We start from the raw sequence: 23586 nt of genomic DNA, 5'->3' as shown, positions 1-23586 counted from the left end.
CATCTTCGAGTCCCTCGTGCGCGGCATCGGTGGCAGGCACTGGACCTTCGCGCTCGGGGTCGCCATGCTCGCGCTGTTCCTCCTGGTCCTCGTGCTCACGCCGTGGATCGCGCCGCACGACCCAGCCATCCAGGACCTGGGCAACAGGCTGGCCGGACCCTCGGCCGAGCACTGGCTGGGCACCGACCACATGGGTCGCGACGTGCTCTCCAGGCTGATGTGGGGAGGGCGCTTCTCGGTGACCATCGCCGGGATCACGCTGGCCATCTGCGCGGTGTCCGGGGTGATCCTCGGTGCCCTCGCGGCCCGCCGTGGTGGCTGGGTAGACGAGCTGGTGATGCGCGCGGTGGACGTCCTGGTGTGTTTCCCCGACGTCGTGGTCGCGCTGTTCCTGATCGCCCTGTTCGGGACCGGCTACGGCACCTTGATCGCCGCACTCACCATCGCCGGCTGGACTCCTTTCGCCCGCCTGATGCGCGGCCTGGCACTGGAGATCAACGCCAAGGACTACGTCGAGGCCGCGGAGGTCCTTGGCTCCCCGAAGTGGTTCATCCTGTTCCGCCACGTGATCCCCAACGCGCTCCCCCCGGTGGCGGCGATGAGCTTCCTGCGGTTCGGGCACAAGCTGATCACCGTGGGTGCCTTGTCCTACCTCGGCCTGGGCGTGCAGCCACCGGACTCGGACTGGGGCGCCATGCTCTTGGACGCCCAGCCCTACATGGAGCGCGCCCCTTGGGTCGGGATCCTTCCCGGCGCAGCGATCTTCCTCGCCGCCCTGAGCGTGACCCTGATCGGACAAGGCCTGGACAAGAAGAAGAAGTCGCGTCGCCGCCGCTCCGTTGCCAGCGGTGCGCCCGGCGCGCCCACGCCCGTTCACGGCTCGGCGCTCGACGAGGGAGAGGCCCTGTGACCGTCCAATCCCCTGCGACGAGCCCGACCGAACGAATCCTTGAAGGGAGAACGGCATGAGCGAGATGGTGGAGCCGATCGTCGATGTCGGGATGCCGAGGCACGTCGCCGCACCCCTGTTGGAGATCCGCGATCTCCGCGTCGAGTTCCCCGAGATCGGCGGGGGTCCCGCCATCGACGGCATGGACCTGACCGTGGGGCGCGGTGAGATCGTGGCGCTGGTGGGTGAGTCGGGGTCGGGCAAGAGCCTGACCGCGTTGACCATGATGGGTCTCCTGCCGCCGGGGGCGGAGGTGAGCGGCGGGACCGCCCTGCTGGACGGCGAGGACGTGCTGGCGATGGCCCCGAAGCGCCTCAACGAGGTCCGGGGCAACAAGGTGGCCATGCTGTTCCAGCAGCCGAAGGTGATGCTGGACCCCACCGCACGTGTTGGTGGCCAGGTCTCGGAGGCGTTGCGCCGGCACCGCAAGGTCGGCCGCCGCGAAGCCAGGGCGCGGGTGGTGGAGATGCTGCGCGATGTCGGTATCCCCGAGCCCGCCCGCCGGGCCTCCTCGTTCGCCTACCAGCTCTCCGGCGGCATGGCCCAGCGGGTGATGATCGCCGCGGCACTCAGCGCGGACCCCGAACTGGTGATCGCCGACGAGCCGACCACCGCACTCGACGTCACCGTGCAGGCACAGATCCTGGACCTGCTCAAGACCAAGCGCGACACCCTCGGCCTGTCGATCCTGCTGATCACTCACGACTTGGGCATCGTGTCCTCGATGGCCGACCGCGTCGCGGTGATGTATGCAGGCCGGATCGTGGAGAACGGGACGACCCAGGAGATCTTCACCAACCCCCAGCACCCCTACACCGAGGCGCTGCTCAAGGCCTCGCTGCTCGAGGCCGAACGCGGCCAGCTGTACTCCATCCCCGGGAGCGTGGCCCAGGCCAGGGCGATGCAGCACGGCTGTCGGTTCCTGCCCCGCTGCCCCAAGGCCGCCGAACTCGGGATCACCGCCCAGTGCAGCGGCGCAGAACCCACCCTGCACATCTGCGGCGACCACGACCACCACAGCCGCTGCCACGCGGCACCCGAGCACGCGGAGGCACGATGAGCACACCGGTCACCATCCACACCGCCGAGGTCGCCGCCCCCGGGAAGCGGCCAGCGACCTACCAGCCGTTGCTGACCCTGGACCGGGTGGTCAAGCACTTCCCCGCCGGTCGCGGCAAGCGAGTGCACTCCGTCGACGGGGTGTCCCTGGAAGTCGGCAAGGGCGAGGTGCTCGGACTCGTGGGCGAGTCCGGGTGCGGAAAGTCCACGCTGGCCCGCACCATCCTGCAGGCCGTGACTGCGGACTCCGGCCACATCACCCTCGACGGCCAGCAGATCACCGGACTCAAGGCCCGCGACCTCAAGGCACTGCGCCGCACGATGCAGTTCGTCTTCCAGGACCCCTACGGCGCGTTCGACCCCAAGATGCGGCTGGGCACCAGCCTGCACGCCCCGCTGCGGCACCACGGCATGAAGGACCAGGCCGAACGGGCCGCGCGGATCGCCGAGATGCTGGCGAAGGTCGGTCTCGAGGAGGACATGCTCGAGCGCTTCCCGCGTGAGTGCTCCGGCGGCCAGTTGCAACGGCTCGTCATCGCCCGGGCGCTGCTGTTGAAGCCGAAGTTCCTGATCTGCGACGAGCCGACCTCTGCGCTCGACGCCTCGATCCGAGCCCAGATCCTCAACCTGTTGGTCGCCCTCAAGGACCAGCTCGACCTCACCCTGGTGCTGATCTCCCACGACCTGCGCGTGGTGCGCTACCTGTGCGACCGGGTCGCGGTGATGTACCTCGGCCAGATCGTCGAGGAAGCCCCCCGCGAGGAACTGTTCACCAACCCCCGCCACCCCTACACCCGGGTCCTACTCGCTGCGTCCCTGGCCGAGGAACAACACGACCCCGCCCACCACACCGAAGCCGACCTCGTCACACGCCTCAAGGGCGAACCACCCAGCCCCATCGACCCCCCACCCGGCTGCCGGTTCCACCCCCGCTGCCCACTGGCCCAAGACCTCTGCCACACCACCACGCCCCCACTCGCCTGGCCCGGAGACGACCACTCCACCACCTGCCACTTCTGGGACCGCTGACCGAAAGGTCGGCTCCACCCTTCCGGGCCGGCCGCTGAACCCCCCACCACACTCATGAGGAGCACGACCATGCAGTTCCAGTCCCGCCGGCTCGACACCCACGCCCCGGGGAGTCCCGGGCGATCCAGCGCCGGAGGACTCGGCGACAGGGTTCCACCAGCACCCGAGAACCCGTGGGCGCGGAGCCTGTGGCTCGAGGGGGTCGTCCGCGATCTCACGCCGAGAGAGAAGCTCTCGGGTGACCACACGTGTGATGTCGCGATCGTCGGTGCCGGCTTCGGCGGGTTGTGGACGGCCTACTACCTCAAGGCCGCGGACCCCTCCCTGCGGGTCACCGTGATCGAGGCCGAGATCGCGGGCTTCGGTGCCGCCGGTCGCAACGGCGGATTCGTCTCGGCCGGCATCGCCGGCAGCGGGTCGCGCTACGCCCGGGTCAGTGGTTGGGACAGCGTCCTGCGCGCCGAGCGCGAGACCCACCACGGGGTCGACGAGATCGGCCGGGTGATCTCGGCGGAGCATATCGACTGCGGCTACAACAAGGAGGGCGCGCTGACCCTGGCCACCACCGAGCCACAAGCACAGCGTGTTCGGGCCAAGGTGGAGGCAAAGCACGGCTTCGGGCTGCGCCCCGAGGACATCCGGTTTCTGACGGCCGAGGAGTGCGCCGACTTCGTCCCGGGCGCTGCCGGTGTCCTCGCAGGGTGCTTCACGCCGCACTGCGCTCGGGTCGATCCCGCGCGGCTCGCTCGTGGCCTCGCCGACGCCTGCGAGCGGCTCGGTGTCAAGATCTACGAGCAGAGCCCGGCAGAACGCGTGAGCCCGAAGGTGGTGCAGTGCCGCGGCGGCCGGGTCTCGGCCGATGTCGTCATCCGGGCCACGGAGTCCTTCACCATTCGCGAGCGGGGCCAGCGCCGCGGGTTCCTGCCGCTCTATTCCCTCATGATCGCGACCGAACCCCTCTCGCAGGAGATCTGGGACGAGCTCGGCTGGCGCGATGGCCTCGGGATCGCGGACATGAGGCACCTCTACTACTACGCCCAGCGGACGATCGACGGCCGGATCGCGCTGGGCGGACGCGGCGCACCGTACCGGCTGACCGACCCCATCTCCCCCAGCAACGAGCGGGACGCCGGCGTCTTCCAGCGGCTCTGCGACACGCTGCGCCAGGCGTTCCCAGCCGCCTCGGAGGCCCGAATCACCCACCACTGGGGCGGTTCCCTGGCCGTTCCCCGGGACTGGTGCATGAGGACGACGTTCGACCGCAAGACCGGACTCGGCTTCGTGGGGGCGTTCGGGGGGCACGGCGTCGTCGCTGCCAACATCTCCGGCCGCACCATGCGCGACCTGGTCCTGGGCCACAGCACCGACCTGACGTCCCTGCCGTGGGTGGGCTACCACACCCGCAACTGGGAGCCCGAGCCCATCCGGTTCGTCGCCTCCAGGCTCATCGCCAAGACGCTGGATGCCTCGGACAACTATGAGGATCGCACCGCCAAGCCGGCCAAGCGCGCACGACTGGTCCAGCCGTTCCTGCCGCCGAGCTGACCCACCATGCCGAGAGGGGCCCCACGGTTGTCCGCGGGGCCCCTCCGGCGTGGCCTATTCTCGACGATTCGTCGTCAGCTCACGTTCACGCCGATGAGGAGGCCGACCAGGTATGTCGCTCCGGCGGCCAGTGCGCCGAAGAGGAGCTGACGGGTGGCGCTCCACCACCAGGCCTGGCTGGTGGCGAGCGAGGCGATCGCACCGGCGATGAAGAGTCCGATCGCGCCGACGATCAGCCCGGCCGCGAGCGAGGCGAATCCGAGCAGGAACGGGATCAGGGGCACGAGGGCGCCCAAGGAGAAGGTGAGGAAGGACGAGATCGCGGCCACCTTGGGCGACGGCTTGTCCTCCGGGTCCAGCCCCAACTCGTGAGTGACGTGGACGAGCGCCGCCTGTTCGGGGTCCGCATGAATGTCACGAGCCGCCGCGAGTGCGGTCTGTTCGCCCATCCCCATTTCGGCGAACATGTGGGCGAGCTCGAGCTCTTCCATTTCCGGGTTGTTCCGGATTTCCTCGACCTCGCGCGCCCATTCCCGGTCGACCTGCTCATTTTGGGTCTTTACGGAGGCGTATTCACCCATCGCCATTGAAAATGCCCCGGCGACGAGTCCGGCCATGCCGGTGAGCACGATGAAACGGGGGTTGGCGCCAGCCGCCCCGACGCCTGAGACCAGCGCGATGTTTGTCACCAGACCATCCATCGCACCAAACACGGAGGCGCGAAGCCACCCGCCGGAGACGTCGGCATGGACATGTCCTACCTCGGCAGGACCAGCAACAGAAAGTGTGGCTTGCGTCATGCCGAAATTCTAGTTTTCATAGCAGGCGGCCCGCAACGAAGGAAAGGCTCTGCTAAGGACCGACCCCGCTGGCGCCAGGGACCCGAGCAAAGCCTTTCCTAATAGGGCCAAGAATGCCCCGACAAGGCCTTCTGACTGCTTTCTGGGAGGGACCGAACCGACCCGGCTCGCTACAGGGCCACCACCGGAGCGAGCTGGGCGCGGAGGGCGCCGGCGTGCAGCTGCAGCGAGCCGTCGAACGCGGCGGATCCGATGGTGATGGCGTCCGCCCAACTGCGGCAAGTGCCTGGATCTGGTCGTTGCCGGTGATGGAGCCGGCGACGACCAGGCGGCCGCTCGCGGCTGCGCGGGCGGCACGGACGAGGTCGAGATGGTCGGCATCGGTGGCGCGGTATGCCAGAAGGTCGACGCCGGCGCAGCCGGCAGTCAACGGCGATGCCGTCGGGGGTCTCCGGCGAGTCAGGTGGGGTGCCCCACGGGTTCGCCGGGGAAGGGCAGGTTTCCGATGGATGTGCCCTGCAGAAGGGCGAGGGTCGCCTCGATCCAGGTGCCGCCCATCAATCAGTCGACTCCGAGCTCGGTGGCCGTCCGCACTGGGGCGAGAGCCTGGTCCCGTGGGTGCTGACGACTTCGAGGTAGGTGGTGGCGAGCGCCGCCGTCCCTTTGACCGCTTCCCCCTGTCCAAGGGATTCATGACGGGAACGACCGAACGGCGGCACCTGGACATCACGGATGAGGTCCCGGACGTCGTCTGGCGCCTGGGGGCACGGGCGAGCCGAGTCGATCTCCCCGGCCGGACTGTCGTCGTCGACGACCGAGAGCGGACCGAGTTCGACGGACTGGTCGTCGCCTCCGGCGCCCGGCCGCGCGACCTGGGCTCGGTGGCAGCGCCGTTCAGACCGTAGAGAACCGTTGCGCCCGGTCTCACCGGCAGAAACGCCTCTTCGGGCGCGGTGTGATAGATCAATCGGTTGACGAACCCAAGAGCTGTGGCCGTTCGGCGTGGTCATCAGACGTCACTCAGCCGACCGTAGGCGTTCGCGTACCCGGCCTGGGCATCTTGGCGGAACGTTGAACTTTGCAGTGGGTACCCCTACGGCCCGCCCACTCAAGTTCGGCCATGGCTTCCTCGGGTTCGCCCGACGTGCCCAACTTCGAAAGAGTCAGTCGCATCAGCGTAGCCGACACGCGGCGGTAGGACGCGCCGGTATGACGCACCGCCGCACGGCAGTGGAGGGGCATCGTCATCTGGCCATGGCGCCGATGAACGGCCGACCGAGACGATCTAGCGCCAGCCGGTGAGCTTGCCGGGGTTGACCACCATCCACACGTCGGTGACCAGTCCGCCGGCGACTCGCAGGTTGACAACTGCTCGCACCTCGCCGCGTTCGGTCAGGGTGAACCCGAGTCCGTCGGCGGTGACCCGCTCCGAGACCGCCCAGGTCGGCCTCTTGGTGAGGACGCCGAGTAGGAACCGTGCGACTCGCATGGGTCCGACTACGGGGTTTCGGGCCGCGCTCACCACGCCGCCACCGTCGGAGCGGAGCGTGACCGACGGGTCCAGCAGCCTGGTGAGCGCGTCGAGGTTTGCGCCGCCGGCGGCCGCGAGGAACGCGCGGACTACCGCATCGTGCTCGGCGGGCGGGGCGACGATGCTGCGGTGGTCGGCGATCCGTCGCCGGGCGGCGGTCGCGAGTTGCCGTACCGCCGCCGGGGAGCGGCCGACGATCTCGGCGATCTCGGGGAAGGGCAGTGCGAACACGTCGTGCAGCACGAATGCCACCCGCTCGGCGGGCGTCATCGTGTCGAGGAGCACGAGTAGGGCGGTGCTGATTGTGTCGTCGAGGGTCACTCGATCGGCCGGGTCGGGGGTCGCGCCGTCGCCGAGGAGACCCGCCGGCACCGGCTCGGGCAGCCACTCGCCGACGTACTGCTCCCGCCGGGCGCGCGCCGACTTCAGCACGTCGAGGCAGATCCTGCTCGCGACCCGGGTCAGCCAGCCCTGTGGGTTGCCGATCGCCGCGCGCTCCTTCCCCGCGAGGCGGTACCAGCGGAGGTAGGTCTCCTGCACCGCGTCCTCGGCCTCCTCGAGGGTGCCGAGCAGGCGGTAGGCGAGGGCGATCAGCCGGCGCCGCTCCGCCATCACGGTGTCAAGCTCGTCCATCGGGGCTCCTTCGCTGCTCACGCCATGGTGACGAGGCGCACGGCCCGAATGTGAGGTCACGACCTCACACCTCGGGGCGCCGCGTCGTCATCTCAGAGAACGCCCGCGAACCGCCGGGCCATCGAGGACAGGAAGTCATCATGCTGCCGCACGTCAACCTCACCAAGCTCTTCCCGGCTGCCTACGAGGCCCAGCTCGCCGCAGACAAGGCCGCCGAGGAGGCCGCGGTGACCGCAGGCCTCGACCCGCTGCTCGTCGAGCTGGTCAAGGTGCGCGCCTCGCAGCTCAACGGTTGCGCCTTCTGCCTGCGCATGCACACGCGCGACGCGCTCGAGAAGGGCGAGACCACCGACCGCCTCGCCCTCGTCGCGGCCTGGTGGGAGTCGGAGTACTTCACCCCGCAGGAGCAGGCCGCCCTCGCCCTGGCCGAACGAATCACCCGGATCGGCGACGAGCATACCGCCCCGGCCCCGAAGGTCGACATCGAGGGCGTTCTGGAAGAGAAGCAGATTGCAGCCGTCATCCTGCTCACCATCGTCATCAACACCTGGAACCGGATCGCCATCGCAAGCCACTACCCGGTCGCCCCCTGACAGCGGCTCAGACGGAAGGTCAGAGGGCGGCGCATCGCGTCACCGCCCTCTTGCCCGGTACACCCGGACAGTTGCGGCGTACTCAGGCACGAGCGCGCAAGGCAGCGGTAAGACGCACCAGTAGTGCGGATCGCGGCAGAACGGTGGGCTTCTTCCACACCAGGGCCTCACGCCACGCAGAACTCGTTTCCTTCCGGATCGTGCATCACGACGGAGTACCGCTGCAGGGTGTCGGTGTCGACCCGGTTCGGATGATCGATGGTGGCGCCGAGGTCGACCAGCGCGGCCACCTTGGCATCGACTGTCGCGACAATCTCCTCCATCGGGGCGGAGCGGTCGGCGACGTAGATGTCGAAGTGGAACCGGGTCTTGACTGTCTTCTTCTCCGGCACCGGCTGGAACCAGATCTTCGGCCCTTCACCAGCTGGGTCGACGAGCCGATCGATGTAGTCGTCGGGGTCGCCGCCGAGATTCTCCTCGGGCACGACGGACTGGTAGTAGGCCAGCCAGGAATCGAAGCCGTCGGGCGGCGGCTCGGGCACATAACCCAACAGGGGCGCCCAGAACCGAGCCATCCGTGCCGGATCGTTCGAGTCGATCGTGAGTTGCCAAGTCACCATGTCCCGACACTAGACCCGGCCACCGACGGCTCGGATGTTCAGAGGTCGGGGGCTCGGGCGAGGTGGCCGAGGCTTCCCGCCCGATTCACCCGGCGTCGACCCGAGCAGCGAACGACGCGGCAGTAGCGTGCGCCTACGACCCGCGCCGCGAGGGAGCTCGGAAGAGGACTTCCCACCGCTCCGCGGTGTCTCTTGCCCACACCGTGACCGTGGTCAAGCCCGGCTCCTTTGACCAAACCGGACACATCCGAGGCGAGCGTCAAGTAGGCCTTCGGTCCCGCTACTAGGATGCCTGCCACGGCGTACGTCGCACGTCGCCTCGTCAGGAGTTCACGATGAAGCCACGCGTCTTTCTCGGCTCGTCCGGCCAGCAGGCGAAGCTGCTCGAGTCGCTGACCCGCGGCCTCGAGCCGGTGGCCGACGTCGAGCCGTGGACCACGACGTTCAATCCCGGCACCTCCACGCTGGAGCGGCTTGTCGAACTCACCCGCGAGGTTGACTTCGCCGCGTTCGTCTTCGCCCAGGACGATTGGACCTCCCATGCCGACGCGCTGGGCCAGGCGTCCCCGCGCGACAATGTGGTCTTCGAGGCGGGTCTGTTCGGTGGCGCACTCGGCATGCGACGGACGTTCATCCTCCATGCCAACGGCGCGAAGCTCCCCAGCGACCTGCTCGGCCTGACGTGCGTGCGGTACGCCAAGACCACCTCGACGGAGATCAAGTCGATCAACCAGAAGCTCCGCCATGCGATCGAGAACGAGGGCAGGCTCGCGCGCATCGAGGGAGAGTGGTGGCAGCACTCCCTGACCGTGCGCACCGAGCTTGAGCCCTCGGCCGTGAGCCTGCTGCGGATCTCGCGGAATCGTCATGGCGGGTTGGAGGTGAACGGCCGAAGCTGGCAGGAGGACGGCACGCTGTCGGCGCGCTACTGGAGTGAGGCATCGAAGGAGATGAGTGATCCCTCCGGGATCTTCTACTACTGGAACGGCGAACGTCCCCGACACCCCGACGCGCCCCAGCTCGAGGGCACCGGGGAGATCAGGCTCGAGTCCATCGACCGGGCCGCCGGCTACTGGACCACCCGTGCAGACGCCGACCCCACCATAAGGGCGCGCACGTCCGGGGTCTACCTGCGTGCCGACCCCGAGGACCTGACCATCCTGGATAGCAGTGACCAACAGCGCCGCGCCGAGTTGATTGCGACGAAGCTCGAGGAGTGGCGCTCGATCGCCAGCTCCTGAGCGTCACTCCTTCGAGATCACGTACATAACAAGCAGATCCGGATGCTTTGGCGACGCGCCGGCAGGCGGCGCAATGACGTACCTCTCAGCACGCGCGGCTCCCGGTTCGGCGACGCAGGCAGCACACAGTGTGTGTAGCAATTGAGTTCACTCGTGAAACACCGCAGTCGACGACGGGGAATCTTGTCGGGGCCGTCCCGATTCGCAGTCGCACCGACGGCGGGGGTGTAACGATGAGGCGTGTTGCCGCAACCCCCGACGAGCTTCGTCGGACGCGAAACCGAATTGGCACAGGCGCGAAGCCTGCTGGCCGGGTCGCGGCTGCTCACGCTGACCGGTCCGGGTGGCGTGGGCAAGACTCGCCTCGCGATTGAGTTGGCGCGCAGGTCGGCAGCGGAATTCGCGGATGGCGCGAGTTTCGTGCCGCTGGCGGCCGTCCGGGACCCCGCGCTGGTGCCGGTCGAGATCGCCGGGGGGCTCGGGCTCCAGGACTCTCGCGGAACCCCTTTGCTCGATCACATCGTGGCCAACCTGGTGGGTCGGGACCTGCTGTTGGTGCTCGACAACATGGAGCAGGTACTTGAGGCGAGCGGGTTCGTCGCCGACCTCCTCGCTGCGACCGAGAGGGTGCGGGTCGTGGCGACGAGTCGCGCGCCCCTTCATGTCTCCTGGGAGCAGGAACTGCCGGTGCCGCCGTTGTCGGAGGCGCCGCAACTCTTCGCAGCCCGGGCCGCCGCCTCGGATCCCGGATTCGTGTTGACGGAGGCGAACTCATCCACGCTCGAGGGAATCGCCGAGCGACTCGACGGACTGCCGCTGGCGATCGAGTTGGCTGCAGCCCGGGTTCGTGTGCTACCTCCCGAGGCGATTCTCGAGCGGCTCGGCGACTCGCTTGCCCTTCTGGTGAGCAACAACCGTGACGTGCCAGACCGCCAGCGCACGCTTCGAGCCACGATCGCGTGGAGCCACGAGCTGTTGAGCGATCAGGCGCAGCGACTGTTCGCCGTCTGCTCGGTCTTTCGTGGGGGCATCGATCTCGACGCGCTCACTGAGGTGTGTGCAGCCGTCGGCTCAGACGGGTCGGTTCTCGATGCGGTGGCCGAACTGGTCGATCACAGCCTGCTGCGCCGTGCGGACGCTGGGGGGGTTCCGCGATTCGCGATGTTGGAAACCGTGCGTGAGTTCGCAGCCGAGCAACTTGCCGCAGGCGAGGAGCTGCGGGCAACCCGTGACGCGCACGCTCACGCGTTCTTCCGGCGTGTCGAGCCCATGCCGCGGCCGCCGGCCACGCCCGACCGTGCGGATCTGAACACCGTTGAGCGCGAGCACGACAACCTCCGGGCGGCCCTCGATCACTACTCCGAGTCGGACCCTGGCGTGGCACTGCGGATGGCCAATCGGCTGACCGGCTTCTGGACCATCCGCGGCTATTTCACCGAGGGGCGTCGACGCCTGGCCGACCTACGGCAGCACGCGACGGTTGGCGAACCCGACTTCACAGACGCGCTCATCGGCGAGGCCTGGCTCGCGACCGACCAGGGCGATCGCGGCGTCGCGCTGCCGCTCCTTGATGAGGCCCTCTCGGCGGCTCGCGCCACAGGGGACCGCAGCAGGGAGGCCGACGCGTTGTTGGCCAGGGGCCGTGTCCGGGGCGTCATCGGTGACCCGGCTGGCGCCCGCGACGACGTCGAGCAGTCGCTCGCACTTCACGAGGCCTCGGGGGACGCCGTGGGCTTGGCGATTGCGCTGTGGCTCGGCGGCGCCCTGGCTCACTTCGCCGGGGACTTGGAGCTTGCGCGGGATCGGCTGGAGGCATGCGCGCAGCGGTGTGCTGAATTGGGCCAGCCCGTCACGTCGGCCCGTGCCGGGTATCTCCTCGGGGCGGTGAGGATGGACATGGGCGACCTAAGCGGAGCGGAGGCAGCTCTCGCACATGCGGTTCCGGCCGTTGTCGACGTGGGGGACCGATTCGGGATTCCGATCGCGTTGAGCATCCTGGCCGGTCTTGCCGCGCGGCGAAGTCGGCCGCGGACAGCGCTCCGGCTGGCGGGCGCCGCCTCGGCCCACGAGCAGGCCGACCAGACCAATCGGCCGCAGTTCATCCGGACTCTGCTCGAGGGCTGGCTGGCGCCAGTTCTCGCCGAGGTTGGCTCGGCAGCCATTCGGTTGCAGGCCGAGGGCCGCACCATGGGGATCAGCGAGCTGATCGCCGCCGGCCTCGACCCACGGCCCGAGGACCCCTGGCACGTCGGCACCTCGCCAAGGCTCACGGAGCGTGAGCGCGAGATCGCAACCCTGGCGGCCCGGGGGCTGACGAATCGCCAGATCGCCGAGCAACTGTCCTGTCGGTACGGACGGTCGAGACGCACGTCAGCCGAGTGCTCGCCAAGCTCGGCTTCAACACCCGCGGACAGCTCACCGTGTGGGCGCACGAAGCGGGGCTGATGACCGACCTGCGTGGTGATGTTACGTAGTCCCACGGACCCCTCGGATCTCGCCCCGGCGCAGAGTCGGTGCATGGAGACCACAGACCTCGACGTGCTGGTCGTAGGGGCCGGGCCCACCGGCCTGACGCTCGCGATCCAGCTGATCTCACGTGGCGTGCGTACGCGCGTCATCGACAAGGATCCCGGGCTGCCGAAGCTCAGCCGGGCGATCGGCATCCAACCCCGCACCCTGGAGACCCTTGACATGATGGGCCTGGCCGGCGAACTGCTGGCGAACGGGCACCGGACCACGGGGGTCAGCGTCTACTTCGACGGCCGGCGACAGGTCGGCATCGACATGACCTACGCAGACTCGGACTACGCGTTCATGCTGCACCTGCCGCAGCACCGAACGGAGGGGGTGCTCCGGTCGCGGCTTGCCGAGCTCGGCGGGAAGGTCGAGTCCGGGGTGGAGCTGCTGGGCTTCGTTCAGGATGCCGGCGCCGTGACCACCACATTGCGGGACGCTGAGGGCCTCAAGGAGCAGGTCACGACCGCATTCCTCGCCGGCTGCGACGGGTCGCACAGCAAGGTGCGCCACATCCTGGACGTCCCGTTCGTGGGGCAGCCCTATCCGTTCGACTGGCTACTCGCTGATGCCGAACTCGACGGTGTCGAGAGCAGCGACAACGTGCACGTCTATTGGGGTGCCGGGGGGCAGGCGCTCGGCCTGATCCCGATCGACGGGCGCCTCTGGCGCGTCTCCGCTCCAGTGCCCGGGGACCGCGGGGGTGCACCGCCCACACTGGCGGAGATCCAGCGGCTCGTCGACGCTCGCGGCCCGGGCGAGATCGTCGTCCGCGACCCTCAGACGCTCCACTGCTTCCGCTGCCAGATCCGCTCGACCGACGTCTACCGACGCGGCCGCGTGTTCTTGGCCGGCGACGCCGCCCACATCCACGCGCCGACCGGCGCGCAGGGCATGAACCTGGGCATCAACGACGCCGCCAACTTGGGCTGGAAGGTGGCACACGTGGTCCTCGAACAGGCACCAGACTCGCTCCTCGACAGCTATGGCGCAGAGCGGTACCCGGCGACCCAGAAGGTGATGGCCTTCACCGACAACATGGTGCGCTTCGCGACCGAACCGTCGCGGATCAAGCGCGCGCTGCGGCGGGCCAGGATGCCGCTGCTGCGCCTGCCGAAGATCCGGCGGCACCTGGCGAATCGGATGGCGCAGCTGGCGATCGCCTACCCCGACAGTCCAATCACGCGCCCGGGTCGAGTGCGGGGCCTGCCGGAGCCGGGCGAGCGGATGCCGAACATCCGCATGCGGGACGGCCGCAGAATCAACGAGGCGCTGCGGGACGGCAACCACTTGCTCGCGGGCCCGGATGACGGCCTGCCAGGTCGGGTGTTGATCCGACCCGACGGTTACGTCGCGGCCATCGGGCGCGACGATGACAGCGCGGCGATCGACGACTACCTCCAGACCATGCGCGTCCGCGCCACCAGCAGCAGATACGCTCCGGCGAGTCCCGCATCTCCGGCTGAAGCTCTCTTCCCCCCGACTCCCCCAGCGACCGCGCGCCACCGTCCGCCGCACCACCGCCTCCGAGCGCGACGCCGAGTGCCCCGACCAAGGTCGCCCGGCCACCGGCGAAGGAGGACGAGTCGTTCAAGGAAGACCTGATGACGATCCTGGCCTCCCACCGGCCCGATCCGGCCTCGCCGCCCGTACCCGAGCCCGCGCCGGCGCCGGCGGCCTCGGCACCAGCCGAGGACGCGGTCCTGGACCACGGCGACGCGAAGTCCGCGGCCCAGAGCCACGCTGTCTTCGACCGGCTCGGCAAGCAGATGAGCACGGCGACGACCTACGACCTCGGCCCGCTGGCCCTCGAGCGCAGGCTCGACGAGCTGGACCAGGTGATCGCCGCCGAGGTCGACACAGCCGAGGCTGCCCGCGCCCGAGCGGACCGCGTCGGCACGCTCCGCCGCCAGGATGACCTCCTCGACGTCGGCGAGGTGGCGGCGAGGCTCGCGACACGCCCTCCCGTCTCTCCGTCCCTTCCGCCGGTACGACGGGTCACGCACGACGTCCGTATCGCGAAGGTCCGTCCCGGGCTCACCTGCGGCGCGGCGGCCGCCGCGTCCCTGGTCGCGTGGCGCGACCGGCTCGATCCGGCGTCCGACGAGCTGCCCGCCGGCGCCGGCCCCTGGACGCCGTACGCGGACGGGCGGCAGGCCCGCAGCGCCGCGGACCTCGCCGCATGGGGGCTCACCGTCACCACCGCCGCGACCGCGGGAGCCGTGTTCGACGCCCTCGAGGCCCACGGGCCGCTGTGGCTCGCCGCCTCTCCGCCGGGTGAGCACGCGGTCGTCGTGAGCAGCGCGACGAGCGACGGCACCGACACCCGGGTGAACGTGATGGACCCGTGCTCCGCCGAGGCGGCTCCCCTTGAACAGTCCTGGTCGGACCTGCGCTCATGCGTGGGCGCGGCCGACGGACTCCCGCTGACCCTTGCCCACCTCACCACCTCCTAACGGGAGATCGTCATGCCATCCCGCTTCTCCGCCCTCGAGTCCGACCTCGCCCGGCTGGCTGCCGCACAACGCAACGGCACCACGAAGCGCCGCCGCGTGCCCCAGCCGCCGGCCCGGCCCGCGGTCCCGGCCCCCTCGCGCGGCGTCGTACCGCCCCCGCCGCCGGCGGCACCGCCTGCCCACACACCGCCCGCGCCCACCACCCCCGCCCTCTCGTGGCGGGAGTCGCCCTACGCGACGGCGCGTCCGACTAGGCGCTCGCCACGGGCCCCCCGGGTGCGGGCCTTCAACAGGGCCGTGGACTACACGGTGCCCGGGCTCATCGCGGTGCTCAAGCAGGACAAGTCGATGGCGTGCTGGGCGTTCGCCACGCTGATGATGGAGCAGTGGCGCCGGGGCCAGTCCCTCTCTCTCCCCAGCTACCTCGACGACCTCGGCGCCCGCGTCGGTGCGCCGACCCTCTACCGGGACGCCTACGAGAACAACACCGGACTCTTCTCCGACCAGGTGCAGCGGCTTAAGGGCGCGCTGTCGCTGAGCGCGGAGCCGGCGGCGAGCTTCACGGTCGCCCGGTGGGAGGAGCTCCTGCGCGACCACGGCCCGCTCCTGGTGGTCGGCGACGAGGCCCTGGCCCCGGGCGCCTGGGCCGTGCATGCCCGGGTGATGGTCGGCATCACCGGCGACGGCTCGCCCACGGGCACGACCGTCGACATCGTGGACCCGGGGACCGGCACGCGCTACCGCGAGTGGCTGGGCACCTTCCTGGCCAAGTACGAGGAGCTGGCGCCGACCGACTGGGCGGGAGTCCAGGTGCTGCACTTCCCCGCGGGGACCGTGGCGGGTGCCCTGTCGGTGAACCGCGGCCGGCGTCGACCGTCCCGCCTCGCGAGGGGGTTCTCGGTGCTGCCGGCCCCGCCACCGCCTGCACTGAACCCGTGGGTCCCGCTGATGAGGCTGACCCCGTCGTCCTCACTGGTCTCGCGACTCACCAAGTTCACGCCCGACGGCTCGGTGCACCGCATCCACGACGCCTACGGCGCGGTCAACCTCGACTGGTACCCCGTGCAGGTCTCGCTGCCGCCCTCGATGTCCGCCACGCAGCTCCTCGACCGCTGGCGGCGTGACTTCAACTCCACGATCGACCAGAGGATGGCGTTCTTCGAGCCGTACGACGAGGAGGAGGCCGGCCTCTGGAGCTCCGGCTCCCCCGCCGGAGCGGTCATCCACATCGACATGCGCTCGGGCGCGGAGTGGGCCAACCCCGACGACGGGTCGGTGCTCACCAGTGAGGCCACCGGCGACCACTGGACCTTCTCGACGATCTGGACGCCGCTGGACATGGGCCACCCAGTCTCGGGCAACAGGTGGTTCGGCTACGTCGCCAACGAAGACGGCACCTTCACGTTCGGCACCCGCGGCGCCGACCGCACCACGGGCGCCATGGACTATGGCCTGAGCGACATCGTGTTCACGGCTGCCCACAGCCTGTGGCTCACTCTCCTGCAGGGCCTGGCCAACTACGTCATCGCCCTCGGTGGCACGGCCACGATCGGCCAGGCCACCAGCGCCCGCTACGACTGGGACCAGGTGGTGTCGACGTACGGCGTCTGAGGGACGGCCGCGACGCGGACTCGGGGCGAGGTTCAGCCCAGCGTGCTCACGTCGATCACGAACCGGTACCGCACGTCCGACGCCAGCACCCGCTCGTACGCCTCGTTCACCTGGCCAGCCGCGATGACCTCGTCCAAGACCTCCGCCTCTGGCGCGGCAAGGTCTTCGAGCACAACAAACACAACGCCGTCACGGGCTTCAACCGGCTGGGGGTCGGGCCGCTGGAGGTCAAGCGCTTCCAGTTCACCGCCCGCGTCGCGCAGTCGCTGTTCAGCGACCGAGAAGTGGTGTTCCTCGACCACGACAGCGCGAACAACCCTGGCCACGTCCGCCGGTTCCACGACGAGCTCGTCGCCATCGATGAGGGCCTCTACCTGGCTACCTCGCACTACCGAGAGGGCGAGCGGCAGCGCTACCTGTGCAATTTCGCCCTCGCCAAGCCCGCTCGGGCTTGACACATTGAACCCTACGGGAGGTCGTCGACAGGAACTGGTTGTCCGAGTTCGACAACGTCTGTCACGCCGTCGGCCGAGTCACCCGGTACTGGACGGGTTCGATGGTCACGGTGATGCTGAAAACAACTTCAGCCAGCGCCTTGACGCAAGGCCGCTGGGCGGGCTTCAGCGCAATCGGTCCGCCGCAGGTCATCAGAGTCGGCTTTCACCAATTGCGCGACGCACTCCACATGAGAAGTCATCGGGAAGACACGAAACGGCTTGAGCGTGAGCACACGTCTTTGCCAACGGCTGCGTTCATCAGAGCAAACTAGCCGCTGACCTGCGGCTTTGTCGGCAGCGCGCTCGGGCGTCGCCAGTCCCGGTTTGCGACCGTCCGCGCTTGAAAGCGCGCCCAAACCGCGCCCTGAAGAGAAGCTGGCTTGCGCAGCGACTACGGCTCGAAGTCGTCGTGCTTCCGGACACTCGAGAGATCCCACAGGCCGTTCGGTAGGCGCCAGGCGTGAAGCCGTCGCGCCGACGGGGTGTTGACCTGGAGCGCGAGCCGCCAACAAACTGCGCCGTCATCCCGCTGTCGAACGGGGTCATCCCCTCCGGGTCCAATGCGGAGTCGGTGCATGTCCCGCCCCGAGCTGCTCTCAGCGAGCCCCGTGACTAGTTCCATCGCGACGTCCGCCACCTTCTCAGCGGTGACGCCCTGGAGCTCTTCGACGCTGGAGAGGAACTGCTCGCCGATGATGAACTCGGGTAACGCCCTGGCGAGCTGCTCCCCCACCGGGATGCGTCGGGCCCATGCAGTCTCGACGAGGTACCGGAAACCACGCTCAGGATCAGCGAATGCCGGTGCCACCGTGGCCTGCGCGCCTGCCGTCTTGCGTAGAGCCGACCGGGACTTCTTGAGCTCGGACTCAAAGCGATCCGCACGACGTTCCGCGGCGTTCTTCAGCGCCGCGAGTTGGTCGCGTTCGTAGCGTGTTGCCAAGAGTTCGTCGCGGAGCGGCGCCAACTGCGACTCGAGCGAGCGGACTTGCGACTGTAGTTGCGTGACTTTGAGGGACAGATCCCGGACCGCCGGTCCCGGGGCCAACGGGGCCGCGGCGGGCGCAGGTGTGATGGGCCCTCGAGCGCCCGGCAACTGCGCCGGTGAGATGCCGCTGCTTGGTGCAGCCTGATCCGCCTGACCGTCGGCGGCCACCGACGAGGCGGGAGGCACGACGACTGGCGGTGCCAAGGGAGCGGGAACCGCGTCGATCTCTTCCTCATCATCGGCGACGTCCTCGCCTTGCACCACCCACGGTGGTCCGCCCGGGTAGATGCTCGCGGCGGGTCTGGGGTCCTCATCCACGCCCAGGAGGGTCAACCACCACGGCGTCTTCCCGAGGACACGCGCAGCGATGACCTCGCCGGGCGTCAGGAGCGTGCGAAGGTCGGCCTCATCCTCCGGCGTGACGTCGACTCGGTTGAGCCGGACGGAAACACCCGGCAATAGTCGAACGAGCGCCGTCTCACTAGACACTTCCTCAACCTGGGCGAGGACCACGTCGCCGATTTGGTAGTCCGCCAGCGCCTCGGCGGGGGCCAGCCGACTCGCTCGAATGTCGAACCAGCGGGAGTCCAGGTCGAGGATCCCAGAGACCTTCATGCCTGGCCGAAGGACCCGCTCGATCGGGAGCTCGGGCTCAGCGAGCTGCGGCGGGACGGTACCCATATCGAAGGTACCTCCGCCGAAGTCGACCCATGCCCGTTCATTGTCCGCCCGCTTGACGGTGCCCTCGCGACGCTGGCTACGAGTGGAGGGCACGCTCTTGCCGAGGAGGCCGGCGGCCGCGGCCATGTCCAGGCCGTCCTTGATGAGCCGCTCCGTGGTCTTGGGACCTTCGCTGCGTCCCCAAGCGAATCGGAGGGGCGATTTGGAGAGGTGCTGGACCCATTCGTGGCCGACCGGGTAAACGCGCCCGGCACCTCCGTAGACCTGCGTTCCCTCGCCCATGTGGTGCGAGAAGGTCCAGGTGTGGGGTCCCGTGGCGATGAGGTAGACGTCCGCCAGGCCGTCGAGTTCCTGAGCTACCTGCTGCACGTCGATGTACGGCGCGTCCTGGCCAGCTGCGATTGTGACCACGGCCGTGGGACGGACGCGATCGTTTCCGTTGAGGAGCTCCGCTAGTGCGATCGCCGCGGAGTCCGAATCGATAAGTTCGTAGTCAGCCATCGGGACGACGCTAGATGCACCGTCCGACAGATGGGGTCTAAATGGAAGCAGCGCCGAGCACTTAGCCGAGATGGACGATCTCTACGTCGCCCCAACGATCCTGGAGATACTCAGCCACAAGCCGTCGATGGCAGTTGTGCGGCTTCTCCTCGCTGCAGAGCAGGACCGTGTTGTCGATGTCAGCCGGATCGAGATTCTCCTCGATCCGGCGCTCCTGCATGAGCTGGAGGAAGTCGGCTTCGTAGAGTCGCCAGTCGCCGCCGCGCTTCTTGAACGTGTCGAGCATCGGCTGCGTTGGGGCCAGCGAAGTGAGGTGGCGATACTTCATGTCGCAGATCTCCCCGAGGAAGAACTCCAGGTCGTCGCGCTTGGCGAAGCCGGCGAGCTGCGAGACGTTGTTGAGGCGTACGTCGATCAGCTCTGAGGCTCCCGACTCCTGGAGCAACCCGAAGAACGTTCGTGCCGACTTCTTCGTGAAGCCGATAGTGAAGAGTCGCAATCTCAGTCCCCTACTGCCTCTCGTCCGCCATCATCGACGTAGGCGATCCGGTCCTCTTGCCGACTCAGTGCTTGCGCCACCAACTCCTCCTCCGTGTGGAAGAGGTCGTCTTCCGCGAGTCCATGGAGTTCTCGAAGGCGACGCCGCGTCTGGTCATGGGACTCGAGCGTTCCATCGCCGAGGATGTGCACGACGTTGACTCCCTCGGCGACAAGAGTCTCCGAGACAAGCACCGTGCGGTGGCAGTCCAGCGGCTCGCGCTCAGAGCACATGATCGCGATCGCATGGTCGGCGCTGCCCGACTTCAGCCGCTCGATACCGGCGCGATACCCGGGCGCCTGCGAGAGCCTGTCGTACTGCACCTTGCCGTCGACATAGCAGCTCGGGTCGTCCGAGCGCGCGCCGAGTTCCTTGCCGAGGAACACATACGCGATGCCGGCCTTGCTCAGGAAGGACTTGAGGGCATCACGATTGAACTGCGGGTTGAAGCGGCTCGCAGGGGTCGAGCGAACGTCGGCGACTGCCGAGATCCGGTGCGTGCTCAAGAGCGCGAGGAAGGTTTCAATCTCGTGGGTCGAGTGCCCGATGGTGAAGACGGTGCCCGGTTCCTTCATCACGCACCCCCTGGTGACCCACTTGGCTCGATGACGGCAGCGACGATCTTGTACGAGTATGCCTGCGCGCCTGGCTGGGGCGCGGTGTAGGGCTCGGCGAGGCTCACGGTCATAAGCGCTCGATCGCTCAGCGGGTAACGGCCGACACCACGAGCGAGAAAGTGGTCGTGGTAGATCGGGTCAGTGACCTTCAGTTCGTACTGGACCCCGTTGTACGTGAACCGAGCGCGTACTTCGTTCGCCCCACTCCAACGATTGGTCGCGACTACGATCTGCGCGCCCTCGGGGCGGATCAAGCCGATGGAACGCCGGTGCCTCGCAAGGTCCTTCTCGGCCACGCGGTCATGGACTCCCCCAGTAGAAGACGACTCATTCGTCCACAACGACGGTGGATGGTTGATGACGCCTTCAACCTGGGCGTAGTTCCAGCGGTCGACACGTCTCCACGTATGAGCAGGATCGAGGAGCCAGTTCTCGCTTTGATAGCCATTGGGGACCGCGTGCCGAAGGCCAACGAGCACCACATCGAGCACTTGCGGTTGCGAGCCGTCGGGCAGCGTCTGTTCAGCGACGTTCACTTCGTGACCAGTACGCGCGCTGACGGGACGTATCCAGTCCCCCGCCGATGACGAATGGATCTCGATGCCCGCGAAGCAGGTCCCTCCATGCTTCTTGGAGTTGGCCAGGCACAGGATTCTCTTGAACGTAGTCACCCTGCCCCCTCCTTCACGCTTCACCCGTGGGAAACGCTAGGGGAGACCTAACGAGCAAGCATCGCTTCTGCCGAAGGAACCTCACGGACACCGGCTCCGGCCAACCTCCCCCGCGGAGCTTTCAACACCACAGCCACGTGGCACCGTCCGTTCTGGCAGCCGGGAAGCCAGTTCCTTCCCATCGACGACATCTGATTCGGGGTTATCGTGACCTGCGGCTAGATGCCTGAAACGGCGCCTGACCTGCGAAAACGTCTTTGAATGTCTTCCAGCGTCGGGCGCCGTTTCTTGTCCTTGTGCGTACGGTGCACCCCACAAATCCATCCTCAGGAGGAGCGGTCCGGGTTGCACAGTGTGGCGTCATGCCACCCGTGACCCGCGCCGACGAGGAGCTCGCCGAAGTTCGCCCCGAAGATGCGCCGCTGCAAACAGCCCCCGTCCAGCCGAGGCGGTTCGGGCATCACGGAGTGGGAAGGTCTCCCTGCCAGTCCTCGACTACCCGGTCGATATGGGTCGGCAGATCGGCCAGTTTGCCTGCGTCACTCCAAGTTTCGATGAAGTTCGGATCGTCGCTCTTCGGCGGGTCCTCGACGTCGCGCACACGAACTGCGACAGGCACGCCGGTGCTGACGCCCGTCACAAGAGCGTGCTGCTGTGCCAGGCTGGGCAACTGATCAAGGAGCGCACGTGAGCTGAGCGCGGTCGCGTGGCGGAGAAGACTCTGGTCGGCCTCATGGGTGAGGCGGTGTGCGATGACAGTCCCACATTGGGCTACCACCGTTTCGCTGAGCTCGCTCGGCCGCTGACTTGCTAGCAGCAGCGAGAGGCCGAACTTGCGCCCCTCCTTCGCAATGCGCTCGAAGACGGCCGCCGAGCGACTCGCACCGCCGACAGGGTCCTGCCGCGTCGGGATGAAGCGGTGCGCCTCCTCCAAGACGAGTAGTACAGGGTGCTCGGCACGGGGCTGACTCCGAACAGCGAAATCGAAGAGGAGCCGGCCGAGCAAGGCCGTGACGTTCTCCAGGACATCGTTCGCAACGAGGCTGAGATCAAAGATCGTCACCGACGGGCCGTCGCCGTGCGACGCACTCTGCGCCTGATACTGGGTTGCCGCCGGCCAATCTGACGCCGGGTCCCCACCCGTCGGGTCAACCCCCATGAGTGCCTTCAGGTAACTGCCCAGCGGGTCAGTGTGCTTCTCGATCCTCGTGATGAAGTCATAGCGGCCGTCCGCGAGAAGCCGGCTGAGCCGCATCTGGAGCGTCGCGACGTAGCCAGCGATCTTGCTGTCGTTCGCCTGCTCCATCTGGATGCGATTGGGGAGGAAGAAGTCACACAGCTCCTGCAGCGAGTAGAAGACTGGCGCATCAAAGTCGGGTGCAGCTTGGGCACTACCCATGCCCAGCGCTCCGAAGGCGGTCGAGACCTCTCGACGGATCGCCACGAACATCCGGGCAAGCACGTCGCGTTGAGGCGCTGTCAGCGGGGTCCACGCCGCGTTGGCAACACCGGCTTGCGGAATCCCTGTGTCGAGGATCTTCTTGATCTGCGTCCACTGAGCGGCGCAGGTGCTCGTCTGACTGGCCTGCCCGTCAACCAGCGCTTTCATCCCGTCCAATTGGGCGAATGCGGTGTCCGACCCACTCTTGGTGTTTGCGAACGCCCCCTCGATGATTCCCATGGAGCTGAGCAGGTTCTGGAGCCGAAGCAACTCGATGTTCGTGGATGCACCTGCCACTCGCGCGTCAGCGATGGAGCGCTGAAGGACAGGAGCCTGGACGCCCTCACTGGCCCTGAGGAGGTTCATGTGCTCCTCGTTGTTCATGAACCAGTGCGGCAAGAAGAGCCCGGAGTCCGGGCCAGGCTTCGGGCCCAGGATGAGCGGTCGAGTCTTCTTGCCACGCGTCGTGGAGACTGCAAACGACTGGGCGTACTCGCCATTGATATCGAAGATGACGATGTGCCCGTTGGAGATCTCATGATCAAGCAACCCATCGACGAGGGCGGTCACGGTGCATGACTTGCCTGACCCCGTTGACCCGACGACCGCGCAATGGTGGCCGAGCAGCAGGTTCGCGTCGAGATGAACCGCCTGCTCCGAGGCCACCGCCGATGTGCCGATCCGAAGCGACGGCCCGCCCTTGGGGAGAAAGATGTTCTTCACTTCCCCTGGCGTGGCCGCCTGCACGGGCGCATGGAGCGGTGGGTATCCGGTCAGACCCGACTTGAAGGTGTCACCCTCGAACCGACCCACAACAGTGGCTTCCAGTTCGTAGGTAGCTGTGTCGTCCTGACTGAGAAGCTCGCCTCGCCCCTTCTGCTCCTGCCGACCGCTGATGTACACACCGCTGACGATGCCGACGACGCGGTGTGCGCCAGCAGGCACCGTGATGTACGAGTTGACGACACCAACAGTCTGGAGACCGTCCGGTCCAACCTTGGTGAACCCTTTCGACCCAACGTCGAGCGCGACCCTGATCGTCGTGCTGCGGACGTCGATCACTCGCCCAATCAC

General features: G+C 67.9%; 20 protein-coding genes. 11 read left to right on the top strand and 9 right to left on the bottom strand.

The window, feature by feature from the left end:
• The first annotated feature begins 16 nt into the window (after nt 1-16).
• From DDE18_RS05585 to DDE18_RS05570, 4 genes are all read left to right on the top strand, one after another.
• The gene (locus DDE18_RS05585) at nt 17-910 is read left to right on the top strand and encodes an ABC transporter permease (RefSeq protein ID WP_245916465.1); all 894 of its coding nucleotides are present in this window, start codon (nt 17-19) and stop codon (nt 908-910) included.
• 55 nt (nt 911-965) lie between these two features.
• Nucleotides 966-2009 (top strand): ABC transporter ATP-binding protein, encoded by a 1044-nt coding sequence (locus tag DDE18_RS05580; RefSeq protein ID WP_211754419.1) that lies wholly within the window; start codon nt 966-968, stop codon nt 2007-2009.
• Complete coding sequence (locus DDE18_RS05575) at nt 2006-3037, top strand: ABC transporter ATP-binding protein (RefSeq protein WP_116571255.1); 1032 nt, start codon at nt 2006-2008, stop codon at nt 3035-3037. Before DDE18_RS05580 ends, DDE18_RS05575 begins: the two co-directional genes overlap by 4 nt.
• 69 nt (nt 3038-3106) lie before the next feature.
• Nucleotides 3107-4582: an NAD(P)/FAD-dependent oxidoreductase gene (locus DDE18_RS05570; RefSeq protein ID WP_165821049.1), complete on the top strand. Its 1476-nt coding sequence runs from the start codon at nt 3107-3109 to the stop codon at nt 4580-4582.
• 74 nt (nt 4583-4656) lie between these two features.
• Here DDE18_RS05570 and DDE18_RS05565 read toward each other — a convergent pair whose 3' ends face one another.
• The gene (locus tag DDE18_RS05565; RefSeq protein WP_116571253.1) at nt 4657-5382 is read right to left on the bottom strand and encodes a VIT1/CCC1 transporter family protein; all 726 of its coding nucleotides are present in this window, start codon (nt 5380-5382) and stop codon (nt 4657-4659) included.
• Between the two features lie 614 nt (nt 5383-5996).
• On the opposite strand from DDE18_RS05565, the gene DDE18_RS05560 reads away from it, so the two are divergent.
• On the top strand, nt 5997-6287 hold the full coding sequence (locus DDE18_RS05560) for an FAD/NAD(P)-binding oxidoreductase (protein WP_116571252.1): 291 nt from the start codon (nt 5997-5999) through the stop codon (nt 6285-6287).
• A 380-nt stretch (nt 6288-6667) separates the two neighbouring features.
• Here DDE18_RS05560 and sigJ read toward each other — a convergent pair whose 3' ends face one another.
• Nucleotides 6668-7546 (bottom strand): RNA polymerase sigma factor SigJ, encoded by an 879-nt coding sequence (gene sigJ / locus DDE18_RS05555; protein WP_116571251.1) that lies wholly within the window; start codon nt 7544-7546, stop codon nt 6668-6670.
• A 140-nt stretch (nt 7547-7686) separates the two neighbouring features.
• On the opposite strand from sigJ, the gene DDE18_RS05550 reads away from it, so the two are divergent.
• Complete coding sequence (locus DDE18_RS05550) at nt 7687-8139, top strand: carboxymuconolactone decarboxylase family protein (protein WP_116571250.1); 453 nt, start codon at nt 7687-7689, stop codon at nt 8137-8139.
• Between the two features lie 167 nt (nt 8140-8306).
• Here the strand turns inward: DDE18_RS05550 and DDE18_RS05545 are convergent, their stop codons facing one another.
• A complete protein-coding gene (locus tag DDE18_RS05545; protein WP_116571249.1) occupies nt 8307-8759 on the bottom strand; it encodes a VOC family protein in 453 nt (150 codons plus the stop codon).
• Between the two features lie 335 nt (nt 8760-9094).
• Between DDE18_RS05545 and DDE18_RS05540 the strand changes: the two genes are divergently transcribed.
• The 5 genes from DDE18_RS05540 to DDE18_RS05520 all read left to right on the top strand — a co-directional run bounded on the left by DDE18_RS05540 (nt 9095) and on the right by DDE18_RS05520 (nt 16581).
• Nucleotides 9095-10000: a TIR domain-containing protein gene (locus DDE18_RS05540; protein WP_116571248.1), complete on the top strand. Its 906-nt coding sequence runs from the start codon at nt 9095-9097 to the stop codon at nt 9998-10000.
• Nucleotides 10001-10240: 240 nt separating this feature from the next.
• Complete coding sequence (locus DDE18_RS05535; protein ID WP_116571247.1) at nt 10241-12445, top strand: ATP-binding protein; 2205 nt, start codon at nt 10241-10243, stop codon at nt 12443-12445.
• A gap of 72 nt (nt 12446-12517) precedes the next feature.
• Complete coding sequence (locus DDE18_RS05530; protein ID WP_165821048.1) at nt 12518-14119, top strand: FAD-dependent monooxygenase; 1602 nt, start codon at nt 12518-12520, stop codon at nt 14117-14119.
• Nucleotides 14119-14970 (top strand): papain-like cysteine protease family protein, encoded by an 852-nt coding sequence (locus DDE18_RS05525; RefSeq protein WP_116571245.1) that lies wholly within the window; start codon nt 14119-14121, stop codon nt 14968-14970. The genes DDE18_RS05530 and DDE18_RS05525 overlap by 1 nt, the downstream gene beginning before the upstream one ends.
• 12 nt (nt 14971-14982) lie before the next feature.
• Complete coding sequence (locus DDE18_RS05520) at nt 14983-16581, top strand: papain-like cysteine protease family protein (RefSeq protein WP_133241170.1); 1599 nt, start codon at nt 14983-14985, stop codon at nt 16579-16581.
• 32 nt (nt 16582-16613) lie between these two features.
• On the opposite strand, the gene DDE18_RS23325 is transcribed toward DDE18_RS05520, so the two are convergent.
• From DDE18_RS23325 to DDE18_RS05485, 6 genes are all read right to left on the bottom strand, one after another.
• Nucleotides 16614-17039, bottom strand: coding sequence for a hypothetical protein (locus DDE18_RS23325; RefSeq protein WP_133241169.1), 426 nt, complete (start codon nt 17037-17039; stop codon nt 16614-16616).
• A gap of 430 nt (nt 17040-17469) precedes the next feature.
• A complete protein-coding gene (locus tag DDE18_RS05510) occupies nt 17470-19245 on the bottom strand; it encodes a hypothetical protein (RefSeq protein ID WP_116571242.1) in 1776 nt (591 codons plus the stop codon).
• A gap of 61 nt (nt 19246-19306) precedes the next feature.
• Nucleotides 19307-19744 carry a DUF488 domain-containing protein gene (locus DDE18_RS05505; RefSeq protein WP_116571241.1) on the bottom strand — a complete coding sequence of 146 codons (438 nt, stop codon included), beginning with the start codon at nt 19742-19744 and terminating at the stop codon, nt 19307-19309.
• Nucleotides 19745-19746: 2 nt separating this feature from the next.
• Nucleotides 19747-20358 (bottom strand): DUF488 domain-containing protein, encoded by a 612-nt coding sequence (locus DDE18_RS05500; protein ID WP_116571510.1) that lies wholly within the window; start codon nt 20356-20358, stop codon nt 19747-19749.
• Complete coding sequence (locus DDE18_RS22605; protein WP_133241168.1) at nt 20358-21071, bottom strand: dual OB domain-containing protein; 714 nt, start codon at nt 21069-21071, stop codon at nt 20358-20360. Before DDE18_RS22605 ends, DDE18_RS05500 begins: the two co-directional genes overlap by 1 nt.
• A gap of 460 nt (nt 21072-21531) precedes the next feature.
• On the bottom strand, nt 21532-23574 hold the full coding sequence (locus DDE18_RS05485) for an ATP-binding protein (RefSeq protein ID WP_165821047.1): 2043 nt from the start codon (nt 23572-23574) through the stop codon (nt 21532-21534).
• Nucleotides 23575-23586 lie beyond the last annotated feature (12 nt).

It is taken from the genome of Nocardioides gansuensis (assembly GCF_003076135.1).
In the GTDB taxonomy this organism is placed as follows: domain Bacteria; phylum Actinomycetota; class Actinomycetes; order Propionibacteriales; family Nocardioidaceae; genus Nocardioides; species Nocardioides gansuensis.
Note: the sequence above shows the minus strand (reverse complement) of the source record. Positions and strands in the feature narration are given on the sequence as shown.